General features: G+C 47.1%; 27 protein-coding genes. 23 read left to right on the top strand and 4 right to left on the bottom strand.

What is annotated here, in order from left to right; all coding sequences use genetic code 11:
* The first annotated feature begins 7 nt into the window (after positions 1-7).
* The 19 genes from VNN20_17860 to pdxH all read left to right on the top strand — a co-directional run bounded on the left by VNN20_17860 (position 8) and on the right by pdxH (position 12,806).
* Entirely contained in the window at positions 8-193 is a 186-nt protein-coding gene (locus VNN20_17860; GenBank protein HWP94053.1) for a type Z 30S ribosomal protein S14, read from the top strand.
* A 93-nt stretch (positions 194-286) separates the two neighbouring features.
* Complete coding sequence (rpsH, locus tag VNN20_17855; protein HWP94052.1) at positions 287-679, top strand: 30S ribosomal protein S8; 393 nt, start codon at positions 287-289, stop codon at positions 677-679.
* Positions 680-689: 10 nt separating this feature from the next.
* Entirely contained in the window at positions 690-1,238 is a 549-nt protein-coding gene (gene rplF, locus VNN20_17850; protein HWP94051.1) for a 50S ribosomal protein L6, read from the top strand.
* Positions 1,235-1,609 (top strand): 50S ribosomal protein L18, encoded by a 375-nt coding sequence (gene rplR / locus VNN20_17845; GenBank protein ID HWP94050.1) that lies wholly within the window; start codon positions 1,235-1,237, stop codon positions 1,607-1,609. Before rplF ends, rplR begins: the two co-directional genes overlap by 4 nt.
* A 37-nt stretch (positions 1,610-1,646) precedes the next feature.
* A complete protein-coding gene (gene rpsE / locus VNN20_17840; protein ID HWP94049.1) occupies positions 1,647-2,180 on the top strand; it encodes a 30S ribosomal protein S5 in 534 nt (177 codons plus the stop codon).
* Between the two features lie 13 nt (positions 2,181-2,193).
* Positions 2,194-2,631, top strand: a complete 438-nt coding sequence (gene rplO / locus VNN20_17835) for a 50S ribosomal protein L15 (protein ID HWP94048.1) — start codon at positions 2,194-2,196, stop codon at positions 2,629-2,631.
* A complete protein-coding gene (secY, locus tag VNN20_17830) occupies positions 2,628-3,947 on the top strand; it encodes a preprotein translocase subunit SecY (GenBank protein HWP94047.1) in 1,320 nt (439 codons plus the stop codon). Before rplO ends, secY begins: the two co-directional genes overlap by 4 nt.
* A gap of 96 nt (positions 3,948-4,043) precedes the next feature.
* Positions 4,044-4,697, top strand: coding sequence for an adenylate kinase (locus VNN20_17825; protein HWP94046.1), 654 nt, complete (start codon positions 4,044-4,046; stop codon positions 4,695-4,697).
* On the top strand, positions 4,694-5,458 hold the full coding sequence (gene map, locus VNN20_17820) for a type I methionyl aminopeptidase (protein ID HWP94045.1): 765 nt from the start codon (positions 4,694-4,696) through the stop codon (positions 5,456-5,458). Before VNN20_17825 ends, map begins: the two co-directional genes overlap by 4 nt.
* 10 nt (positions 5,459-5,468) lie before the next feature.
* Positions 5,469-5,690 (top strand): translation initiation factor IF-1, encoded by a 222-nt coding sequence (gene infA, locus VNN20_17815; protein ID HWP94044.1) that lies wholly within the window; start codon positions 5,469-5,471, stop codon positions 5,688-5,690.
* 19 nt (positions 5,691-5,709) lie between these two features.
* On the top strand, positions 5,710-5,823 hold the full coding sequence (gene rpmJ, locus VNN20_17810; protein HWP94043.1) for a 50S ribosomal protein L36: 114 nt from the start codon (positions 5,710-5,712) through the stop codon (positions 5,821-5,823).
* A 10-nt stretch (positions 5,824-5,833) separates the two neighbouring features.
* Positions 5,834-6,217 carry a 30S ribosomal protein S13 gene (gene rpsM / locus VNN20_17805; GenBank protein ID HWP94042.1) on the top strand — a complete coding sequence of 128 codons (384 nt, stop codon included), beginning with the start codon at positions 5,834-5,836 and terminating at the stop codon, positions 6,215-6,217.
* On the top strand, positions 6,214-6,615 hold the full coding sequence (gene rpsK / locus VNN20_17800) for a 30S ribosomal protein S11 (GenBank protein HWP94041.1): 402 nt from the start codon (positions 6,214-6,216) through the stop codon (positions 6,613-6,615). The genes rpsM and rpsK overlap by 4 nt, the downstream gene beginning before the upstream one ends.
* Positions 6,616-6,738: 123 nt before the next feature.
* A complete protein-coding gene (rpsD, locus tag VNN20_17795) occupies positions 6,739-7,371 on the top strand; it encodes a 30S ribosomal protein S4 (GenBank protein HWP94040.1) in 633 nt (210 codons plus the stop codon).
* 103 nt (positions 7,372-7,474) lie between these two features.
* On the top strand, positions 7,475-8,521 hold the full coding sequence (locus VNN20_17790) for a DNA-directed RNA polymerase subunit alpha (GenBank protein ID HWP94039.1): 1,047 nt from the start codon (positions 7,475-7,477) through the stop codon (positions 8,519-8,521).
* 18 nt (positions 8,522-8,539) lie between these two features.
* On the top strand, positions 8,540-9,106 hold the full coding sequence (gene rplQ, locus VNN20_17785; protein ID HWP94038.1) for a 50S ribosomal protein L17: 567 nt from the start codon (positions 8,540-8,542) through the stop codon (positions 9,104-9,106).
* A gap of 503 nt (positions 9,107-9,609) precedes the next feature.
* A complete protein-coding gene (locus VNN20_17780; protein ID HWP94037.1) occupies positions 9,610-10,623 on the top strand; it encodes an LLM class flavin-dependent oxidoreductase in 1,014 nt (337 codons plus the stop codon).
* 479 nt (positions 10,624-11,102) lie between these two features.
* Positions 11,103-12,026 carry a TIGR01777 family oxidoreductase gene (locus VNN20_17775; GenBank protein ID HWP94036.1) on the top strand — a complete coding sequence of 308 codons (924 nt, stop codon included), beginning with the start codon at positions 11,103-11,105 and terminating at the stop codon, positions 12,024-12,026.
* A 135-nt stretch (positions 12,027-12,161) separates the two neighbouring features.
* Entirely contained in the window at positions 12,162-12,806 is a 645-nt protein-coding gene (gene pdxH, locus VNN20_17770) for a pyridoxamine 5'-phosphate oxidase (protein ID HWP94035.1), read from the top strand.
* A gap of 160 nt (positions 12,807-12,966) precedes the next feature.
* Here pdxH and VNN20_17765 read toward each other — a convergent pair whose 3' ends face one another.
* Positions 12,967-13,431, bottom strand: a complete 465-nt coding sequence (locus tag VNN20_17765; GenBank protein HWP94034.1) for a DNA polymerase ligase N-terminal domain-containing protein — start codon at positions 13,429-13,431, stop codon at positions 12,967-12,969.
* A 172-nt stretch (positions 13,432-13,603) separates the two neighbouring features.
* Positions 13,604-14,338, bottom strand: a complete 735-nt coding sequence (locus VNN20_17760; GenBank protein HWP94033.1) for an SDR family oxidoreductase — start codon at positions 14,336-14,338, stop codon at positions 13,604-13,606.
* Between the two features lie 308 nt (positions 14,339-14,646).
* Between VNN20_17760 and VNN20_17755 the strand changes: the two genes are divergently transcribed.
* Positions 14,647-15,636, top strand: coding sequence for a Fic family protein (locus VNN20_17755; protein HWP94032.1), 990 nt, complete (start codon positions 14,647-14,649; stop codon positions 15,634-15,636).
* Positions 15,637-15,982: 346 nt separating this feature from the next.
* Here the strand turns inward: VNN20_17755 and VNN20_17750 are convergent, their stop codons facing one another.
* Entirely contained in the window at positions 15,983-17,047 is a 1,065-nt protein-coding gene (locus VNN20_17750) for a hypothetical protein (GenBank protein HWP94031.1), read from the bottom strand.
* Positions 17,044-17,577: an NTPase gene (locus VNN20_17745; protein HWP94030.1), complete on the bottom strand. Its 534-nt coding sequence runs from the start codon at positions 17,575-17,577 to the stop codon at positions 17,044-17,046. The genes VNN20_17750 and VNN20_17745 overlap by 4 nt, the downstream gene beginning before the upstream one ends.
* Before the next feature lie 395 nt (positions 17,578-17,972).
* On the opposite strand from VNN20_17745, the gene VNN20_17740 reads away from it, so the two are divergent.
* The 3 genes from VNN20_17740 to VNN20_17730 all read left to right on the top strand — a co-directional run bounded on the left by VNN20_17740 (position 17,973) and on the right by VNN20_17730 (position 21,867).
* Positions 17,973-18,929 carry a PHB depolymerase family esterase gene (locus tag VNN20_17740; GenBank protein ID HWP94029.1) on the top strand — a complete coding sequence of 319 codons (957 nt, stop codon included), beginning with the start codon at positions 17,973-17,975 and terminating at the stop codon, positions 18,927-18,929.
* 317 nt (positions 18,930-19,246) lie between these two features.
* The gene (locus VNN20_17735; GenBank protein ID HWP94028.1) at positions 19,247-20,053 is read left to right on the top strand and encodes an alpha/beta hydrolase; all 807 of its coding nucleotides are present in this window, start codon (positions 19,247-19,249) and stop codon (positions 20,051-20,053) included.
* Positions 20,054-20,538: 485 nt separating this feature from the next.
* The gene (locus VNN20_17730) at positions 20,539-21,867 is read left to right on the top strand and encodes a deoxyribodipyrimidine photo-lyase (protein ID HWP94027.1); all 1,329 of its coding nucleotides are present in this window, start codon (positions 20,539-20,541) and stop codon (positions 21,865-21,867) included.
* Positions 21,868-22,162: the final 295 nt, after the last annotated feature.

Here is a 22,162-nt window from a genome sequence, read left to right as displayed (position 1 = left end):
GGTGTTCATGACCAGAAAGGCGCTTTTAGAGAAATCCAATAGAAAGCCAAAGTTTAAAGTTAGAAAAAGAAACCGCTGTCCGCTTTGTGGTAGGCCCAGGTCGTACATAAGAAAGTTCGCTATGTGCCGGTTATGCTTCAGGGATAAGGCCAGCTTCGGAAGTATTCCCGGCGTAAGGAAGGCAAGCTGGTGATTTTGTACAATTTCGGAATGCGGGATGCGGATTGCGGATAAAAATATTCCGAAATCCGGAATCTAAAATCCGAAATCGAGAGAGGGAGATGAAATGACCGACCCTATTGCTGATATGCTTACAAGAATAAGAAACGCTCTTATAGCTCGCCATAAATCGCTAGAGGTCCCGGCCTCAAGAATAAAGGTAGAGATAGCCCGGATTCTTAAGGAAGAGGGGTTCATAGCCGATTACAAGGTGTTTGAAGAGGAGCCGAGAAAGATAATCAAGATCGACCTTCTCTACACGCCCGATGGAGAAACGGTTATAAAAGAGGTTAAGAGGGTTAGTAAACCGGGTTGTCGTGTATACGTGAACAAGAATGAACTTCCCAGGGTACGAGGAGGCCTAGGAATTTCTATTGTTTCCACCTCAAGGGGCATTATGACTGGGACGGAGGCACGGCGTCTCAAGATTGGTGGAGAGCTTTTATGCACAGTGCTGTGAGGTTATCGCTATGTCTAGGATAGGTAGAAAGCCAATAAATTTCTCCAGTGGGGTTAAGGTAGAGGCTAAAAACGGTTTGATCGAGGTTACCGGTCCGAAGGGTAAGGTCTCCCAACACCTGCCCGAAGGCATTAAAACCAGGGTAGAGGGCAACGAACTATATGTGGAAAGGGAGAGCGATGAAAAAAAGTACCGGGCGCTTCACGGCCTCGTTCGCTCCTTGGTCGCGAATATGGTCTTGGGGGTTACCGAGGGCTTTTCCCGCTCGCTCGATATTGTCGGTGTTGGCTACCGGGCCGAGCTTTCCGGGAAGAGCGCCTTAAAACTCAATCTTGGTTATTCAAACCCGGTAGAATTTACACTGCCTCCGGGTGTGACTGCTACGGTCGAGGAGAGGGGAACAAGGGTGATCATACAGGGCATCGATAAGCACCTGGTGGGAAACACTGCGGCAAAGATAAGGGAACTGAGACCGCCGGATGCTTACAAGGGTAAGGGTATAAGATACACCGGTGAGATGCTCAAACTCAAACCGGGAAAGGCGGGTGCTAAGAAATGATAAAGCAGAGAAGCAGGAAAGAAAGGCGTGATATAAGGCATCTAAGGGTTAAAAGAAAAGCATTCTCCTCCATTGGCACGCCGAGGCTTACCGTGTTTAAATCCTCGAAGCATATCTATGCTCAGGTAATTGACGACGTGGCGGAACGAACACTGGTTGCCGCTTCTTCGCACACCCCTAAGGTTAGAGAGATATTAAAACAGGACCCCAAAAAGAAGATAGAAGTGGCGAAAATCGTGGGGAAATATATCGGTGAGCTCTCTTTGTCAAAAGGTATAAAGACGGTACGTTTTGACCGGGGTGGATACCCTTATCACGGCCGGGTTAAGTCTCTGGCTGAGGGGGCCCGGGAGGCCGGACTAGAATTTTAAAGGCTGAGTTAGATTCTTATCTAAAGGAGAAGAGGTATTGCAAAGGGAAAGAGTTGATCCGACTGGTTTGGATTTAAAAGAGAAGATAGTACACGTCAGAAGGGTGGCGAAAGTAACAAAAGGCGGCAAGAGGTTTCATTTCACTGCCCTGGTGGTAATCGGGAATGGTGCCGGTGTCGTCGGAACCGCTTTGGGGAAATCAAATGAAGTCCCGGATGCCATCAGAAAAGCAATAGAAAAAGCCAAGAAGAACCTGATAAGGGTTCCCAAGCGTAACAACACCATTCCCCACGAGGTCGTGGGTGAGCACAGTTCGAGCAGGGTCATATTAAAGCCGGCTGCTCCCGGTACGGGGGTTATTGCCGGAGGTGCGGTGAGGGCAGTAGTCGAGCTAGCCGGCATTCAGGACATATTGTCCAAGGTGCTCGGTTCGACAAACCCCTTGAATGTGGTGCTGGCCACTATAAACGGACTTTCTTCTCTAAGAATGCCTGAGGACGTAGCAAAGGTCAGGGGGAAGGAAGTAAAAGATTTAGACCTCCCTAGATATTACGCTAATATGTCGAATTAATGTTCAAGAGGTTATGGAAATGCTGAATAGACTAACACCCCCGTCTGGTGCAAAAAAAGAGAGAAAAAGAGTAGGTAGGGGCCCGGGCTGCCATGGCAAAACCAGCGGACGCGGGCATAAGGGACAAGGCTCCCGATCCGGGGGGATGGTTTCCCCATGGTTTGAAGGCGGACAAACGCCGCTCAAGCTAAGGTCGCCAAAGCGTGGGTTCAAGAGCCCAAAGAAGACCGTCTATGACCTGATAAATGTGAGAGACCTCAACGAATTTAGCGACGGGGATGTTATAACACCGGAGGTCCTGAAAAAAGCGGGCCTGGCAAGCGGGAAAAAACCGGTGAAGATTCTTGGAGACGGGGAGCTAACTAGGACACTAAAAGTGAAAGCAAATAGCTTTAGCCGGGAAGCGGTCAAAAAGCTCGAAGGGCGCGGGGGCCAAGCAGAGGTTTTATGAGCAGAAATATCTCAGCAATTCCCAGGATTCCTGAATTAAACAAAAGGATTCTCTTCACCGCCTTGATGCTCATCGTTTACCGGTTGGGCGTCTTCGTACCTACACCGGGTATAGACCCGGAACAGATATCCAGGATTTTTGAGCAAACCAGGGGAACTATATTCGACATATTAAATCTTTTTTCCGGCGGCGCCCTGGAGCAGGCTTCAGTGTTTGCACTGGGGGTCATGCCGTACATAACTTCGTCTATCATCATGTCCCTCCTGGTGAAGGCCATTCCTACCCTGGAAGCGATTCAAAAGGAGGGTGAGGCTGGGAGAAGAAAGATAAACCAGTATTCCCGGTATGGAACGGTACTTATATGTATCATTCAGGGTTTCATGCTGGCGGTTACACTCGAAGGAGGCCTCGGATTGGGCGCCTCGGTTGTGAAGGACCCGGGATGGGTATTCAGAATCACCACCGTGATTACACTTACCGCCGGCAGTCTTTTTGTCATGTGGATAGGTGAGCAGATCTCCGAGCGGGGAATAGGAAACGGTATATCCCTTATAATCGCCGCATCGATCATGGCTAGGATACCGTCTGGTATATGGGATATCTTCAGGCTGGTTGGAACCGGGGAAATGAACGTATTTGGGGTCATACTGCTTTTTGGTTTCCTGGCCTTGATCATAGGGGCCATTGTGTATGTAGAGAGGTCCTACCGAAAGATCCCGGTACAATACCCCAGGCGGGTGGTGGGGAGAAAGGTATACGGGGGACAGTCTTCGCATCTACCGCTAAAGGTGAACACGGCAGGGGTTATTCCTCCCATTTTCGCCTCCTCGTTGATGATATTCCCTGCCACCGTGCTTACCTTCATCAATATCCCCACGCTCCGGAATATAAGCGATTATTTCTTTCAAAATATGTTCATATATAATGCTATTTATGCGGCCTTAATTATATTCTTCGCCTATTTTTACACCGCGGTCGTGTACAATCCGGATGACCTGGCCGAGAACCTGAGAAAAAACGGAGGCTTTGTTCCAGGGATAAGGCCGGGGAAAAAAACCGCCGAATATATCGACAAAATACTGGGAAGGATAACCTTCATCGGGGCTATCTATGTGGCCGCGGTATGCGTGCTGCCGTCGGTTCTTCAAACGAAGCCGTTTAATCTTCCGTTTTTTTTCGGTGGTACCTCTCTTCTCATCGTAGTTGGGGTCACCCTGGACACGGTCCAGCAGATAGAGTCTTTCTTGATTACCCACAGTTACGAGGGTTTCATAAAGAAGCGGGGTATGAAAGGGCCTAGGAGGTTTGGGATATAGCGGGATGCAGAATGCACGGTACAGGATACAGGATGAAAGATCTAAATGGATCATGGATCAGCTAAATAGCTATGACGATTTTATGGAGTGTTATGTATGAGGTTGATACTTTTTGGACCTCCCGGAGCAGGAAAGGGAACTCAGGCTCAACGTATATCCGGCCAGTATGGCGTTCAGCACATTTCTACGGGGGATATACTCAGGGCATCGGTCAAAGAAGGTACGGACCTGGGAAAGCTGGCCAAATCCTTCATGGATAAAGGCGAGTTGGTCCCGGACGAGGTGGTGATAGGAATAATTAAAGAAAGAATAACGAAAGGTGAAACTAGGAAGGGATTTATGCTGGATGGATTTCCTCGGACCATTCCCCAGGCCGAGGCGTTGGATAGGACGCTTAGTGAAGACGGCTTGAAGATACAGGCGGTTATTTCTATCGAGGTGGACGACGAGGAGATTGTAAAAAGGATTAGCGGCAGGCGGGTTTGCGAAAAATGTGGGGCAATGTATCATATAGCCTACGAACCCCCGAAGAAACCGGGGTATTGCGATAGATGTGGTGGAAATCTTTATCAACGGGATGACGACCAGGAAGGGGTAATAAGGAATAGGCTACGGGTTTACAGAGCCCAAACGGAGCCTCTCAAAGATTATTATAGTAAGTCCGGCATATTATATAGGGTTGATGGCATGGGTAAGGTCGAAGAGGTATTCAGCCGGGTTGAAAAAATTTTGAATACTATAAAAAAATGATTTTTTTGAAGAGCGAGGAAGAAATAGAGAAAATCAGGGCTGCGTCCCGAGTGGTTATCGAGGTTTTGGCAAGGCTTAGGGAAGAAACCAAACCGGGTATTTCCACCTGGGACCTAGACAGGATTGCCGAAGAGGTAGCATTGAGTAGGGGGGCCACACCCGCCTTTAAAGGTTATAGAGATTATCCAGCATCGGTGTGCTTTGCCATAAATCACGAGGTTGTCCATGGCATCCCATCCAAAAAAAAGATCCTAAAAGAGGGGGATATTCTCAGCCTGGATTTCGGCGTATACCTCGATGGATTCTACAGCGATTCGGCAATAACCATACCGGTGGGTAAAGTTTCGACCGTTGCCGAGAAGCTTCTGGAGGTGACCAGGAATTCGCTTTATAAAGGCATAGATATGGCTCGCCCCACAAACCGGCTCTTTGACATTTCCCACGCTATACAGAGCTATGTCGAGCAGGAGGGGTTCTCTGTCGTCAAGGCCTTTGTCGGCCATGGAATTGGGAGAAATCTTCACGAGGACCCGCAGGTTCCTAACTTTGTCCCTGATAATGGAAACTGGGGGAAGGGTATAAGATTAAAAACAGGAATGGTCATTGCCATAGAGCCTATGGTTAATGTAGGGAGGCCGGATATCAGGATACTGAGCGATGGATGGACTGCAGTAACGGTGGATGGAACGCTCTCCGCCCATTTTGAGCACACGGTCGCAATTACTGACAACGGTCCGGTCATCCTGACCCAGGAACATTGAAGAGGATTGTATGGCGAAAGAGGAAAGAATAGAGTTTGAGGGTAAGGTGATCGAAGCGCTTCCAAATGCGATGTTCAGAGTAGAGATTGAGAATGGCCACAAGATATTGGCTTATGTGTCCGGAAAGATGAGAACCCATTTCATACGCATTCTTCCCGGGGACAAGGTTAAGGTCGAGCTCTCGCCGTACGACCTTACCAAGGGTAGGATCACTTACCGGTTGAAAAAATAGCATTGGTGAGGGAGCTAAATTGAAGATAAGAGCATCGGTGAAGAAGATTTGTGACAAATGCAAAATAATAAAAAGAAGGGGCGCGGTGCGCATAATCTGTACTAACCCAAAGCATAAGCAAAAACAAGGCTAGGAGGGAAGACATGCCCAGGATTGCTGGTGTGGATATTCCACCGAATAAACGTATCGAAGTAGGTCTCACTTATATATACGGCATAGGGCGCTTTGCGTCCAGAAAGATTCTTAACGAAGCGGAGATCGATTTAAACAAGCGCTCAAACGACTTGACCGAACAGGAAATCGCTAAGATAAGGGACATAATAGAGAGAGAACATACCGTGGAGGGAGAGCTTAGAAAAGAGGTCCAGGGTAATATCAAGCGTCTCATCGAAATCGGCTGTTACCGGGGGCTTAGACACAGGCTGAAGCTTCCGGCGCGCGGTCAGAGGACCCGCTCTAACGCCAGGACCAGGAAAGGGCCCCGGGGAACGGCCATAGCTAAGAAGAAGAAAGCGAGCAAAGGATAAGCTGGAGGTATAAGTTGGCAAAGAAAAAGACCGGCAAAAAGACTAAAAAGTTTGTGGAGCAGGGAGTGGTTCATATTCAAGCGACATTCAACAACACCGTAGTCACCATAAGTGATAACCAGGGTAATGTGGTTGCCTGGTCGAGCGGGGGGATGAAGGGATTCAAGGGAACGAGAAAGGGGACTCCGTTTGCTGCACAGATCGCAGCGGAGGATGCTGCCAGGAAGGCGGCAGGTCTCGGCATGAAAAGCGTGTCCGTTTATGTCAAGGGTCCCGGCCCGGGCAGGGAGCCGGCCATACGGTCTCTGCAAGCCGCCGGCCTTAGAATCGTGCTGATTCGAGATGTTACCCCTATTCCTCATAACGGCTGCAGACCGCCGGGGAGGAGAAGGGTATGATTAAGATTGCGTATTGCAGATTGCGGGTTGCGGATTTTATGCTGAGTGCGGTTAAGAGTTTTGAAATACTTTTCGAAATCCGAATTCCAAAATCGAAAATTGAAAAAGGGAGGCTCAACGTAATTGGCAAGGTATAGGGGTTCTGTTTGCAGGTTTTGCAGAAGGGAGGGAATGAAGTTGTTCCTCAAGGGCGAAAGGTGTTACACCGAAAAATGCGCCGTGGAGAAGAGGCCAGACCAAACTCCGGGGGAACATGGACGGCTGCGCTCCAAGTTTTCAGAGTTCGGGATAAGGCTCAGGGAAAAGCAGAAGGTCAAACGTATTTACGGGCTTACCGAAAAACAATTCAGTAGCTATTTCGAGAAGGCTTCCCGGGTCAAGGGGGTAACCGGCAAACTGCTTATTTCCCTCCTGGAGAGGAGACTGGATAATACTTTATACCGCCTGGGGTTTGCCAGTTCGAGAAAAGAAGCGCGGCAATTGGTACGCCATGGCCATGTCCTGGTGAACGGCAAAAAGGTGGATATTCCTTCCTATCAGGTAAAAATCGGAGACGTTATCGAGATAGCGGAGGGTAGCCGAAAGCTGGATAGGATTAATTTGTCGCTCGACGGACTGGCCAGAAGGGGATTCCCGGAGTGGCTTGAGCTGGATAGGGAAAACTACAGAGGGGTTATAAAAAAGCTGCCCGCTAGAGAGGACGTAACTATTCCTATCGAAGAGCAACTTATAGTGGAGTTTTATTCAAGAGTATAACCGGATCAATTGCGGATTTCGGACAACGGACTGCGGATTTAACAAATCTTTAATTCCGAAATCCGAAACCTACAATCCGCAATTCGAAAAGGAGGGAGGCAAGTTGAAGGATTTTCAGAGAAACTGGCAGGATCTTATAAGACCCAAAAAGTTGGAGAAGGATGAGCGGGTTTCTAACCCGTTTTACGGAAAATTCATATGCGAGCCGCTGGAGCGTGGATATGGAATAACCCTGGGAAATGCCCTGAGAAGGGTACTTCTTTCCTCAATTCAAGGTCCTGCTATAACCTCGATCAAGATTGAAGGGGTATTGCATGAGTTTTCCACCATACCGGGTGTTAAAGAGGACGTAACGGAGGTTATATTGAACCTTAAAGGTGTTGAGCTTAGGATGCATACCTACGAGCCTCAGACCTTGAGAATTAGCGCTATGGGGGAATGCGACGTCAAAGCCGGGGATATTATTACCGGACATCAGGTTGAGGTCCTAAACCCGAATCACCACATAGCCACACTCTCGGAGGGAGCGAAACTGGAGATGGAGATGTCGGTAGAGATGGGGCAGGGCTATCAACCGGTGGAGAGGCGGGGGGAGGTTCAGGGGGCGATAGGGGTTATACCTATCGATGCCCTTTTTTCACCCATAAGAAAGGTGAACTACATGGTTACCAACGCCAGGGTGGGCAGGCGGACAGATTATCAAAGGCTTACGCTGGAAATCTGGACTAACGGCACCATACTTCCCGAGGATGCACTGGCATATGCGGCAAAAATCCTGAAGCATCAGCTTACCGTGTTCATAAATTTTGACGAAAGGGATGTGGATAGTGTATCGGAGGTGGAGCAAGAAAAGGAGATAGGCGGGACTGAAGAGGTGCTCTTCACTTCCATCGATGACCTGGAACTCTCGGCGAGGTCATTGAACTGCTTGAGAAAGGCTGGCGTCGTTTTGACCGGGGATTTGGTCCAAAAGACGGAGGAAGAACTATTAAACCTGGAGAACTTCGGCAAACGTTCACTCCTAGAAATAAAAGACAGACTCTCCGAACTCGGTCTCGGTCTCGGACTCAAGATTAATAAGGAGGTATTCGAGACGGAGAAGGCCAAGCGGATAAACGAAAAGAATGAGAAGAGGGTTTCTCATTCCTGACATTTTGGAGGACTCTGGATGCGACATAAAAGACTGGGACGAAAGCTCGGCGTGGTTACTAAGCACAGGAAAGCCATGCTTCGAAATATGGTTACCGATTTTCTTCGCCACGAAAGGATTAAGACGACGGACACCAGGGCAAAAGAGCTGAGGAGGTTTGCCGAGAAGGTAATAACCCTGGCTAAACTGGGAACCCTCCATGCTCGGAGACAAGCGGCAGAGATTATAAGCGATAAAAGCGTATTGAAGAGGCTCTTTGATGAAATAGCCCCCAAGTATAAAGAACGCCCCGGTGGTTATACCCGGATTATAAAGCTAGGGATGAGGCGTGGCGATAATGCCCCGATATCGATGTTAGAGCTGGTGGAAGAAGAGTATAAACCCAGGGGTCGTAAAAAAACAAAGCCCGCCCCGGAGGAGAAGGTGAAAACCGGGGAACCATCTGCAGAGGCAAAGAGCAGGAAAAAGGAAGCGGCAGAGGAGTTAGGGCTGGTACGGAGCGAAGAAAAGCCAACCGAGGAAGCAAAGGAGGCTCCTCTTTCCGAAGGAGAGGCTCCTAACGAAACCAAAAAGGAAGTCGAATAACCGATTTTCCTCTGTGATTATCATTTAATTGTAATAACCAGGATTTAATCAAACGGATACCGCCTTAGCAAGTTGTATCTAATAGAATGATTTCACTCTTATAAATGTCATTCTGGAGCCCTTCTTATATGACGGAATCCACGAGCGGCTTATGTTGTCATGCTCGAGCGAAGACGAAGGGTGAAGCAGTTCGACTACGCTCACTATAAACTGTGACGAAGGGCGAACTCCTATGTTTTAAATTCATCCTTCGATAAACTCCGAGCCCATCTTGAGTACGATGAAGGAATGAGCGGACGGTGCAACCGCTGGGAAAAAGAAATAAAAAAACCCGTTCATTCTGAGCACAGTCGAAGAATGAATACCTCTTCTTCTCTCACGGAGTTCTTTTCTTCGCAGTGTCTATACTGAGCACATTCGTTTATAGTAGAGACGCATTGCAATGCCTCTCTACCTCTGTTATTTATTACACTAGTTATGCTGAATAAAGGAGAAGGGAACCTATGGGAAATACGGGGCTGATCCTCGACGCCGAGAGCATTTCCGACATGGCCCATTTGGCTAGGGAGGCCGAGGACGCTGGCTTTGACTCCGTCTGGGCAACGGAGCTTTACCGGACGTCCTTTCAGCAGCTTTCCTCAATAGTACCCGCCACTAACGAGATAAAGTTAGGAACAGCTGTAGCCCTTGCGTTCGTTAGGAGCCCGCTGATTACCACCCTTACCGCTCTTGACTTGGATGAGACTTCAAATGGCAGGTTAATCCTGGGGCTCGGAACCGGGGCGAAGCGCACAAATGAGATGTGGCATGGGATAACACACGTAAAGCCGGTGTCCCGAATAAAGGAATGTATCGAAGTAATACGCCTCCTCATGAAAGGTTCTCATCTGGAACAACCGATTTCGTATTCCGGGGATTACTACAACATCAATACCAGGGGCTACCATCGTCCTTTCAAACCCTGGCGAACCGATATCCCCATCTACCTTGCCGGCGTGGGTAAATACATGGTGAAGGCCGCCGGGCAGGTGGCCGACGGGTATTTGGGGCATGTTGTCTGTTCCCTCCGGTATATTAAAGATGTCGTAAGCAAAAGCATAAAAACCGGGCTTGAGAATTCGGGAAGGAAGCGGGAGCACTTTAAGACGGCATCGATTATTACCTGCGCCGTCTCAAACAACCTCAAGGAAGCAAGAGAAGCGGCTAAGGCTACGATAGCCTTCTATGCCACGGTTCGCACGTACGAACCCCCTTTCAAAATGCATGGATTCGAGAAAGAGGCCGGAAAAATCAGGGAGGCATTTTTCAACAGGGATGTTAAATCCATGATTGAGAACGTGACCGACGATATGGTGGATAGCTTTGCAGTGGTAGGAGACGCCGATGAATGCAGGAAGAAAATAGAGGAGTATAGAGAATTCATCGACCTTCCTATACTAAGCGCGCCCCATTACTTTTTGCATTTTGAAGAAGTAAAGGAATACCAAAAAGCTATACTGGAGACCTTTGGAAAATAAGTTAAACATAACATCCCGAAAGTAATCTTTATTACGGTATGGACGTATTGAAGTACCTCTCTGAATGGGAGTTAAGTTGCTAAAATTTCCTACAGGTAGGGAACGCACATGTGCGTTCCCCACAACTCGTTTGCCTCCCTCGGTTAATGTCTGGGTAGCGGATATCAGCTAGCTCGGTAACAAAATTCCATAGCTAATTTAAACACTGTGAAAATACCATGAATTGGGAACGTCTGGTCTCCGCACAGGCATTGAAGCCTCTGTCGAAGAGGTTTTTTATCGTTGGCGTGAAAGACTCGGTGCTTCAGAGCCTGTCAATTCACCCTGGGGAAAGTTGGTGAGTATTCTTTACCTTTTGGACCTTTAGGTAAGATATTAGAAGGTAGCCTGGTGCAGGGTAAACTCGAAAGCTTATTTAGATACCGGCATCAAGTGATCGAAGATGATATCTAAACAATAAAGTTTACGGAGGTTCCCAAATGCGAATCCTGGTTACCGGGTCTACCGGACTGGTCGGGTCGGCTTTAGTTCCTTTTCTTACTAAGAGCGGACACGGCGTAACCCGTCTGACCCGTTCCAAGAATTTTTCTGGGGGTAAAATCGGAGAGTCGGTTGCCTATTGGAATCCTAATGCGAAGAATATAGATTCGGCTGCTCTCGAGGGACATGAGGCCGTGGTGCATCTGGCCGGAGAAAACGTCGCCGGAATATGGACCCAGGAGAAAAAAAAGAGGATTCGTAAAAGCCGGGTCGAAGGGACTAGGCTTCTCTCCCGGTCCTTGGCTGAACTCGGAAAACCGCCTAGGGTTTTAGTCTGCGCATCTGCCGTAGGCTATTACGGAAACCGTGGCGACGAAATTCTCACCGAGGAAAGCGAATCGGGCGAGGGCTTCCTGGCGGAGGTGTGCCGGGAGTGGGAGTTGGCCTGTGAGCCCGCTCTGGAAAAGGGCATTCGGGTGGTCAATCTTAGAATCGGCCTGGTGCTAAGCCCGGAAGGCGGGGCTTTGAAGACTATGCTCACTCCATTCCGTTTGGGAGTAGGAGGAACGATCGGAAGTGGAAACCAATATATAAGCTGGATTAGCATAGACGACATGGTCGGTGTTATTCATCATGCCATCAGCAAGGAAAATCTTAAGGGACCGGTGAACTCGGTGGCGCCTAACCCGGTTACGAACCGGGAGTTTACCAAGACGCTGGCGCGGGTGCTGAGACGTCCGAGCTTTCTTTCCGTACCGGAGTTTGCTCTTCGTATCCTGACCGGAGAAATGGCTGAAGAAATGCTTCTTGCCAGCACGCGCGCCTTACCCAAGAAATTACTGGACACCGGTTATAAATTTCGATACCCAGAGCTTGAGGGGGCATTAAGGTACCTGCTGGGGAGGACGGAAAATAAACTGTAGATTATCCTAATCCATAAAGCCATTTTTAACGATTTGGTTCAGGCTATTGCCAGAGATGCTCAGAAGTTCCAAGATAACCAATTGGTGGAAGAAAAATCCATTCTAGGAATTTGAGAAGGAGGCTCGGAACAACACATGGACACACCCAAGGCAGATTTTAACAAAGAATTTAAGCTCCGGGAGCTTAGGGAAAGCGACCTTGATTCAAATCCTTTCAGGCAATTTCAAAAGTGGTTTGAAGAAGCACTGAAAGCGGACCCGGTTTATGCAAACGCGATGACCCTTGCTACCGCTAACCGGGGCGGAAAGCCGTCGGCTCGGATGATGCTTCTCAAGGGCTTTGATGAGGGCGGTTTTGTTTTTTATACCAATGCGGAGAGCAATAAGGGGGAGGACCTCGGTCAAAACCCCAGGGCGGCCCTGGTATTCTGGTGGTCTCAACTGGAGCGGCAGGTGCGGATCGAGGGAAGGGTGGAGAAGGTGTCGGATGAGGAGGCTGATTCATATTTCAAGACCAGACCCAAGGGGAGCCAGCTAGGGGCCTGGGCGTCTCAGCAAAGTCGGGTAATAAGAAGTCGGAAAGTTCTGGACAATCGTATGGAAGAGCTCGAGGCGAAATATAGCGATGTGGATGTTCCCAGGCCGCCATACTGGTTAGGATATAGACTGGCGCCGGAATCAATAGAGTTCTGGCAGGGCCGCCCAAATAGGCTCCATGACCGCTTACGCTATAGGTTGGTTAAAGACGGAAGCTGGATTATAGAAAGGCTTGCCCCTTAAAAAGACAGTGATTAGTTTTTGGTGATTAGTTTTTAGGGTTTAGGGAAAACACTTGATAAACGGTTGTAGGGAAAGCATATCCTTCCCGGATTAAATCGGGGACCAGCTCGGACAGGCTGCGTTCCTAATTATTTTCTTCAGTAATTGTTTCTTTTTCGTTTTACGGGGTCTCGCAAGTGGGTAACCTTTCCTTAAGCCCTGCCAGTTTTTCCGGGGTGAGGTCACTTTTAAGCCTCCATCCGGGGACAGCAAATTCATCTTTTTGTTTTATGAGGAGCCACTCCCTTTCCTTTCCCTTAAACCGGACCAAGGTGAAGGTTCCTTCCAGCTTTTTGCCCCTGAGGAAGAAAACGATTTTATCCTTCTTTCTCTCGATGAGGTCATAGGTTCCATAATCCCAAACAACCACCGGGCCTGCTCCATACCTTCCCTTTGGTATTATCCCCTCAAAATCGATGTAGCCCACCGGATGGTCGTTTACCAGTACCGCCAGACGCTTATCGGCAGGGTCCATGGAAGGGCCCTTGGGAATTGCCCAGGAGCGAAGAACCCCGTCCATTTCCAGACGGAAGTCGTAATGAAGGTGTGTAGCATCGTGCTCATGTACAACAAATCGTAAGCTCATGGTCGTTCTATAAATTTAAAGTTTGTGTATTTAAGTGTCATTATTATACCGTCGGAGCATAATTGCTTCGACATGATCAGACCGTTCTCTTTATGCATCCGTTCATCCTGAGCAAAGTCGAAGGATGAATCAATTAGAGGATGAAATTGGAGCGCCCGGATTTGAATGGTTGCTACAACCCCCACCCACCGCTCAGGTGAATGTTTGCACCGTTAATATAACTCGCCTCCTCCGAAAGGAGAAACCGTGCCGCTTCCACCGCATCTTTCAGATTCCCCACGTATCCTGCCGGAATCATCTTTACCATTTTAGAAAGCTCTTCTTCCGGCGCGCTTCCTGAATTGATAAAACCGGGGGAGATTGCGTTTACAGTGATTCCAAAAGGCGCCAGCGTGCGGGCCAAGGACCTGGTTAAAATTAGTATTCCCGCTTTAGCAATATAATGGGCAGTAATGTCGGATTGGGCGGAGAGCTTGTCTGCATTGGCCATACTGAAATTTATAATCCTTCCCCACCTGCGCTCTTTCATTCCCGGTGCTACCGCCCTGCTCAGATAGAAAACCGGATGGAGGTTGTTATCGAACATGGAATGCCAGCCTTCGATCGTCTCATCGAGGATGTTCACCCGGTGATAAGGCCCGGCGCAGTTAATTAGTGCATCAATGCGTCCCCACTCTTTCTCTACATGCTTGACGAGGTCACCCGCAGCCCTTGAATCGGATACATCGCACTTTGCTCGGAGTCCACGGGTACCTTTTTTCTGGATAGCTTCTACAGTTTCTTTTGCCTCTTTTTCACTTGTTCGGTAGCAGATAGCTATGGACCAACCCCTGTCCGCCAAATCTAATGCTATCGCCCGCCCAATCCCCTTGGCTCCACCGGTTACTAATGCCACTCTTTCAGCCATTGAATACCTCCTTGATGGGCTTAGGTCATAGGAGAGTCATTCCCGCGGAAGCAGGAATCCATCCAATTCCCTTACCGAATAAGGAAAACTAACTTTTCTGCAAATTGCCGATCTTTTCTCCAATTCCATAACAAATAATGCCGTGATAAAATCGGTTGGGCAAGGTGTGAAGAATGATAATTAAGGAGATAGAGTAAAGTCATACTAAAAGCCTTGGATCCTAAAAACTGTTTCGTTTCAAAAAAAGCGGTTTTACGAAACACATCTAACTCATTGATGTTACGTAATATTTAAAATAAACTACTATTATGCGAAACAATTTCATAGGAGAGAGGAAAGAGCTTTTAACCGAGCTGGGCGGGCTTCCTGAGCCTGAGATAATAAACGAGGAATGGCTATACATCCTTAAGGAGGAAACGCGAAACTCGATTATGATAGAGGGTGTTTTCATATCTGAGGACGAACTTGAAGAGGTATTAGCCAAAGGTGTGCCACTCAAGAAAAACCAAAGGGAGGCTCTTAATTATTTTCGGGCGGCAAAATACTTTTATGGTATGGCTTATGAAAACTTCAAAACGGGAGAATTTCTTTTCAGTTTATCTATGTTTAAACAGATAAAAAAGATGATTTTTGAAGGCATCAATAATTCAGGGGATTACAGGAAGGGAGACGTCCGGGTAGCAGGAGCAAAGATAAATCCACCGGTTTCCTATGATATCGAGAGGTGGTTGAGGTTATATAAAGAATATGTTGAAGAAAACATATATACTGCCGATTTTATAAAATTAATTGCTACCCAGCACATTTTGTTTGAAACGATTCACCCCTTTGAGGATGGAAACGGAAGGACTGGAAGGATCATACTTAACTACCTTTTTGTATCAAGGGGTTATCCTCCGATTATTTTAAAAGGAGACGATGTTAATAGAAAAGTTTATTCCAAAGCCCTGGAGGAGGGAGATAGAGTACTGCAAAAGGTCACACGGGGAGGCTTTGATAAGAACAAAATTTTGAAGTCATTAGGATCAATGAAGACCAAATTAATGGAGCGGATTATAAATGAAGCTTTAAAGGTCAGTCTCGACCGAATCTTCATAAATGTGATGGAGGCAAAAAGGAGTATTCAACTCAAGCCGGCAAAAGAAGTGGCGGAAATACTCGGCTATTCGCCCGACAGTATGAGAACCCTTATAAACAGGGGAAAATTCATTGCCATAAAGAAGGGCAAGGAATGGTTCACGCATGAAAGGCTGGGCTTGGGGAAGACGAAGCGAAGGAGTCCAGGAAGTAAAACCTAGGCTTTGCTTCCATTAAAATAATGCCGTGATAAAATCAGTTGGGCAAGGTTAGGATTGATTAACTCGTGTACAATGCCCGAATACTGCCCGCTTTGAACATGTGGGACAAGTTTTATCGGCTATCCACTTCTCCTTGTCATACCCGAACGTTCCAAATTAATAAGTTTGGGGATAGGATTAAGTGTGCATCCATTGTAGAGACGCAAGATTTTGCGCCTCTACATAAGACAGCTTCCAGCTAGAGCTTATGCCCGAAGGTATTAATGAGGTAACTTGGGGAATGATGGTATTTATTTTCTCGATAACACCGCCGCTCTTGAATGTGATGTTTACAGTAAAAAGTTTCTCAGAATTTACTTTCGTCCTTAGCCTGCTCAAACTGCTTCCACATCCAGCTTACATACTTCCTGGTGATGTCGCCGGTAATACACAAGGCATTTGAGGCAACTTCGAGGTAATTCTTGAAATTCTCGGATTGGATTAATCTCTCCGCTTCACCCCGATCGATACTTACTTTCCGTGGCTCCATCATCTCGTCGGGGAAGAGATTGATAGATACGGTGAATGTATCTCCGGACATTTTATTAGAGAGCTTTGCTACATTTTTGGCAAAGCCTTCTATGCTCCCTTCTATCTTCAAGGAGTTGCATTCAAGAAGCGAGTTTAAAAGTGTGGGCGGAAGTTCTCCGTTCAATTCTTTTGTCAACAAGAATGAAGTAAACCTCTCAAAGCCTATATGGTAGTTTTTGGTGACCCTGGTGGTGCCTTTGACCGGGGAGGACAAGACTATGAATTTATAATAGGTCTGCCGGGTGTGGTAGGGCTGGCCCAAGTCCTGGAGGTAATGGAGGGCCCAGGCGGCATATCTCCATCCCCAGTATTGATTACCCTCCCTGAATGCGCGGATAGCCAGTTTAGTATAATGCTCTGCTCTCTCCGGCGCTTTGCCCATCGGGATTAAAAACAAAGGGAAATGGATTGAGAGAGCGGGATAATACATATGTCTCATACCCTGCGAGCCGCCCATAAACCCGGAAACGAAGCCCGTATCTACATTCCTGTCCATTCCCCATTCCGGCTCCGAGGAATAAATAGCCAGTAGATTAAATATTGGAAGAAACTCATTTGGGACCTCTACACCCGCCGGTCTTTTTTCATCGAGGTCATTATCCAGTAATTCACCCGGTGATAACAACTTATGCCCATAAAGAAGGTCGTAGTTCTTATTAATGGAGTTATCCTCAAACGGAGGATAGGACTCCCTGTGTTTAGCGGAAGAAAGATTTCCTTTAATGCCGGAGAGGGATATGTCGGTAATCAACGAGTGGGTCGACCATGGATAGGCATTTCCCGGTAAAAGCAGGGGGAAGATGAGAAAAGGGATTTTCGTTATGGTATCGCTCCAGTTCATGCCGATACCGATTTCACCTCTTTTAATATTTCATCCAGCAGTGAATCCCTATTGCTCAACGTCATATCAAAAAGCTTTACATCGCTTCTCTTCTTAATCTTCTCGATAATACCACCGCCCCTGAGCGCAATGGTGGCAATGACTAATTTGTCAGAATCTAGGACCTGTTCTACCAGTTTTCTGAATTTAGCTGATAGACACTCCATCTTTCCTATTTCATCAATTACGATGAGACCGGTCGAGAGGTTGAAGAATTGTAATGAATCTAGAAAACTTTCGAAGCCTTTGATATCAACCTTATATTTACCCACCTGATAAGGGCTCTTTATAGCTATGTGGGATAAAAGGCCTTTTCTGCCGTCAAGGCTGATGAGCCCGAATCCCTTTCTCACACCTTGCTCTCTTATTTCCTCGGTATAAAAACCCACAGGATTGAGATCCTTCAGCTCGCTTGAGAGTTTTTTCATAAGCGTCGTTTTCCCGATGCCGGGCAACCCGGTTATTAGGATGTTCTTCTTTGTTGAGTACATTTTAATTTAATAAAATCCATCGTGCTTGCTACACAGTTACCACATTATTATCCCCCCTGGGGGAGGATACAAGGTGATAGAAAGTGTTTTCACCCTCTCCTTAATCCCCTCCCATCAAGGGAGGGGAAATTTTGGGATACCCTGCTGCGAGCAGCTTCGTCGCAAGGCCATAACGTGGAGTTTTCTACGGACTGCTTGATTACTATACATTTTAAGGGTTCGGTGAAATAGTAAAAGAACCCAATACTTTAAGGTTTCATCTCCTGCTGTTGGCAAAGACTTGAATTTTACGTTGACAATAGTCTTTTATTTATGAATGATAACATAAACGGAATCGGTAAATTGATTCCCAAGCTTCAACCGCAATTCAAAAATCCTGAGCAGAGGAGGAATAGGTGATTGAGCACAAATCTCTAAGAAGGTTCCTTCTCATAGTTGTATCTCTAGGCTTGGCTTTTTTCATCTCTTACTACATTGCTGGAAAGGATAAAGCATATAATGTGAGCGATAATGCATCGCTTGATTTTGGTGGAATCAAGCGAACCTATCGCATCCACGTTCCCACCTCTTATGACCGGACTAAACCAGTTCCTCTACTGCTTGTCTTTCATGGCCTCGGAGGAAGCGGCAGGGAGATGGAAGTGGCAACAGGCTTTAACGAATTATCGGACCGGAGGGGATTCCTGGTCGTCTATCCGGACGGCTACGAGGCGAGCTGGGCTGACGGCAGCGGAGCGACTCCGGCAGGTAGGGCGGGGGTCGATGATGTGGGTTTCGTCTCCGCACTCATTGATAAACTCGGCAATGAGTTCAGAATAGATTCCGGTCGAGTATATGCAACCGGATACTCCAACGGGGGCATGTTCGTACAACGTCTAGCCTGTGAGCTATCTCAGAAAATAACCGCTGTTGCATCCGTAGCCGGGACCATGGCAGAGAAGCTATCTACAAGTTGCAATCCAGGTAGGGCGGTTTCGGTGATGCACGTACACGGCACTGAGGATTCTATTGTACCGTGGCAAGGCGGAGAGGTGAGGGGTGTAGGCATATCCGGGTGGAGAATCCTTTCCATTCCGACCACAGTGAGCAAGTGGAGTGACATAAATGGTTGCCCTAAATCTTCCGAGGAAGACTATATAGCCAGTAATAATAGAGCTGTGAAGAGGAAGACGTACAGTGGTTGCAGAGATAGCACAGAGGTAGTGCTCTACGGGATTATTGGTGGCGGACATAACTGGCCTCGTCTCATGAAGCGAACGAAGTTAACGGAGTCTCATTCTAGTGAGGCTGGCACCGAAATTTATGCGGAAGAATTGATTTGGAATTTTTTTGAGAAGTACTCTAAGAAGTAATTGTTCTCGCTAACTCGATTTTATTAACAATATCTTGAGCGGATGTACGTCCGCTCATGCCTTCCCCGGTTTGATCGGGGATCCACTCCGGACAGGCTCTGAGTCTAATCGAAGGATGAATTTAAAACGTAAGGTGTTTGCCCTTCCGCCGGTTTAACCGGGGACCAAGCTCAGGGTGAACGGCTTTTTATTACCTCGGATCCCCGTGAAGCAATCTTTTATTTTGGACGGGTTTGAAATTGATTAGAAACTATATTTTGTTATATAATAGGGCCTATACATACATCTGGTTCACATGAGCCAGCGAGGAGGAAAAAATGCCTAAAGTTAAAGCAAATGGTATAAATATGAATTATGAGAAGCAAGGAACTGGGGAGCCTCTTATTCTTATACCTTTTTTGAGCGCCGACAATGCCTGTTACGCCTTTCAAATCCCGGAGTATTCTAAGCACGTTACCTGTATCTCTATAGATTTAAGAGGAGGTGGCGAAAGCGATAAGCCGGAAGGTATCTACTCTACCGAGCTATTCGCTGATGATGTTGCTGGATTAATGCAGGCACTGGGAATAGAAAAAGCCCATGTAGCGGGAGTCTCGTTGGGTGCCGCGGTGGGTATGTGGCTTGCGGCAAAGTATCCGGACAAGGTTAAGTCGTTATCATTACACAGTTCATGGCAAAAGACCGACCCTTATCTAAAAGTCGTTGTAGAAGGTTGGCAGTTAATAGCAAAAGCTCTGGGGAGTGTTCCAGAAATGGTTATTAAGGGCATTTTCCCCTGGTGCTTTACCCCAGAACTTTACGCCGCAAAACCCGATTATATCAAGGCGCTTTCTGATTTTGTAAGAGGAAGACCAGTGCAGCCCCTGGATGCATTTATGAGACAGTCTGATGCGGTAATAGCTCACGACTGTGAATCTCATCTAGGAAAGATAAAAGCGCCTACTTTTATAACCTTTGGTGAGTTTGATATGGTATGCTCAACGCGCTTTGCCGGTGCGATGAAGAATAACATAAAGAATTCTGAATTGTTGGTTTATAAGAATTGCTCTCACGCCGGGCTGTACGAGAAGACCGAGGAATTTAACCAGACTACGTTAGACTTCTTAAAGCGGCACATCGGATAGGAAGTCAAGTAGTATGTCTTAAAGCAATATATAAAGCTAAAGATTCTCTATCTTCTGGCAGTCTTAGAATTCCGTCTTAATGATTTTTAATGATCGGTTCTAATATACGGTTGTTTACCCTCTTGTCATTCCCGCAGAACTTGTCCTCGACCATGATCCGGGAGCGTGAATCCAGTTTTTCAAAAGATGGATGCCCGATTAATCCTGTCCCCGCATGTTATCCGATTAATACTTTCGGATACAAGCTTTAGCGGGGAACATTCGGGCATGACAGAGAGGAGTAGATCCCCGATTGATCCCCTGATTAAACCGGGGGACGGGGATGACATAAGAGTTGTATACTTGGTAAGGCTTGTTTCCTGCATATAGTCTTTATCATCAGCGGTAATCCCCCTAGCCGTTTTTCTTTGAATTTCCCTATATATTAAGTACCCTCAAGCAGTACCACTGAGAATGATAATAATGCACTAATACGGTAATGGACAATGAATAAGCGCACGATTTTCTGGTTTAAAAGGGACCTAAGGGTAGAGGACAATACCGGGCTCTATCATGCGGTCAAGGAAAGTAAAGAGGTTATTCCCCTATTCATACTGGACCCACAAATACTAAAAAAACTGAACCCGGACAACCATAGACTGGGTTTCCTGATGGAAGCCCTCCAAAATCTGGAAAATGAGCTTAAGGCCGCTGGTTCCTATCTGATGGTTGTCGAGGGTGATCCAGAGAAAATATTCCCGGATTTATTCGAGAGAAAGAAAGCGGATGCTCTTTATCTCAACAAGGCCTACGGTTTTGACGGGGCGGAAAGGGATAAGGTGGTCAGAATGTTGTGCTTGAAGAACGGGGTGGAATTTAAGGAATACGAGGACACGTTCTTAGTGCCGCCGGATAGGGTAGCAGAGAGAAAGGTGTTTACACCCTTCTACAAGCTCTGGTCCGGGGTTGATAAGAGGGGTGATTTGCTCAAGATTACAAAGATCAATTCACCCGTTCTGGAAATAGATTCGTTAGAAAGAATAAAACGGGATTACCGATTTCCCACTAACAAACACTGGCAAATGGACTTTCCACAAAAAAGGCTTAGGGAGTTTGATTTCCGCCGATACGACCAGACCAGGAATTTCCCCTACATCGACGGAACATCGAGACTCTCACCGTATATAAGGTTTGGCGTTGTATCTATAAGGAAAATCTATAGCACCGCCTCATCCTTGGCCGACGGCGCAAACACCTTTATCTCGGAACTGGCCTGGAGAGAATTCTGGTACCACATAATGCATCACTTTCCGGAGACCAGGGATCTGGAATTCCAGGAGAAGAGAAGAGGTATTAAGTGGATGAATAACGAGAAATGGTATGAAGCCTGGAAGGAGGGCAGGACCGGGTATCCCATAGTCGATGCCGGAATGAGACAGCTCAAGGAAGAGGGTTGGATTCATAACCGGGTGAGGATGATAGTGGCCTCATTCTTGACCAAGGATTTATTGATAGACTGGAGATGGGGCGATAACCATTTTTTCCACTATCTTGTGGACTACGATGAAAACGTGGACATAGGGAACTGGCAGTGGGCGGCCTCGGTAGGAGCGGACCCAAAACCGCTCAGGATATTCAACCCTATTTTACAATCTCAGAAATTCGACCCGGAATGCAAATACATAAAAAAGTATGTCCCTGAGCTTAATAAGGTGGCTCCGGAAATGATACACGACCCGCTGAACTACGACTTGCCCTATTATGAACCGATAGTCAATCATTACGACATGAGCGGGCTGGCGAAGGAGGCATACAAGAAATGGTCATTACCGTGAGGCTTGTCCTTGCGTATGCGGGGAACGGGAATGCAGTTTTTCAAAAGATGGATTCCCGATTTAAAGATTTCGGGAATGACAGGAGGCGATGGATCCCCGATTAATCTTGTTTCCGCATATTATCCGATTAATACTTTCGGATACAAGCTTTAGCCGGGAACACTCGGGGATGACAATCAAAGAGAGTTCCCAATCAATCCCCCGGTTTAGCCGGAGGACTGGGATGACAGGTTGGGGTGTCATTCCCGCGGAAGCGGGAATCCAGTTTTTAAAAAGAAGGATGCTCGATTAATTC

The sequence above is a fragment of the Thermodesulfobacteriota bacterium genome, from assembly GCA_035559815.1.
Classification (GTDB): domain Bacteria; phylum Desulfobacterota_D; class UBA1144; order Nemesobacterales; family CSP1-2; genus DATMAT01.
This window is presented reverse-complemented; position numbering and strand designations above follow the sequence as displayed.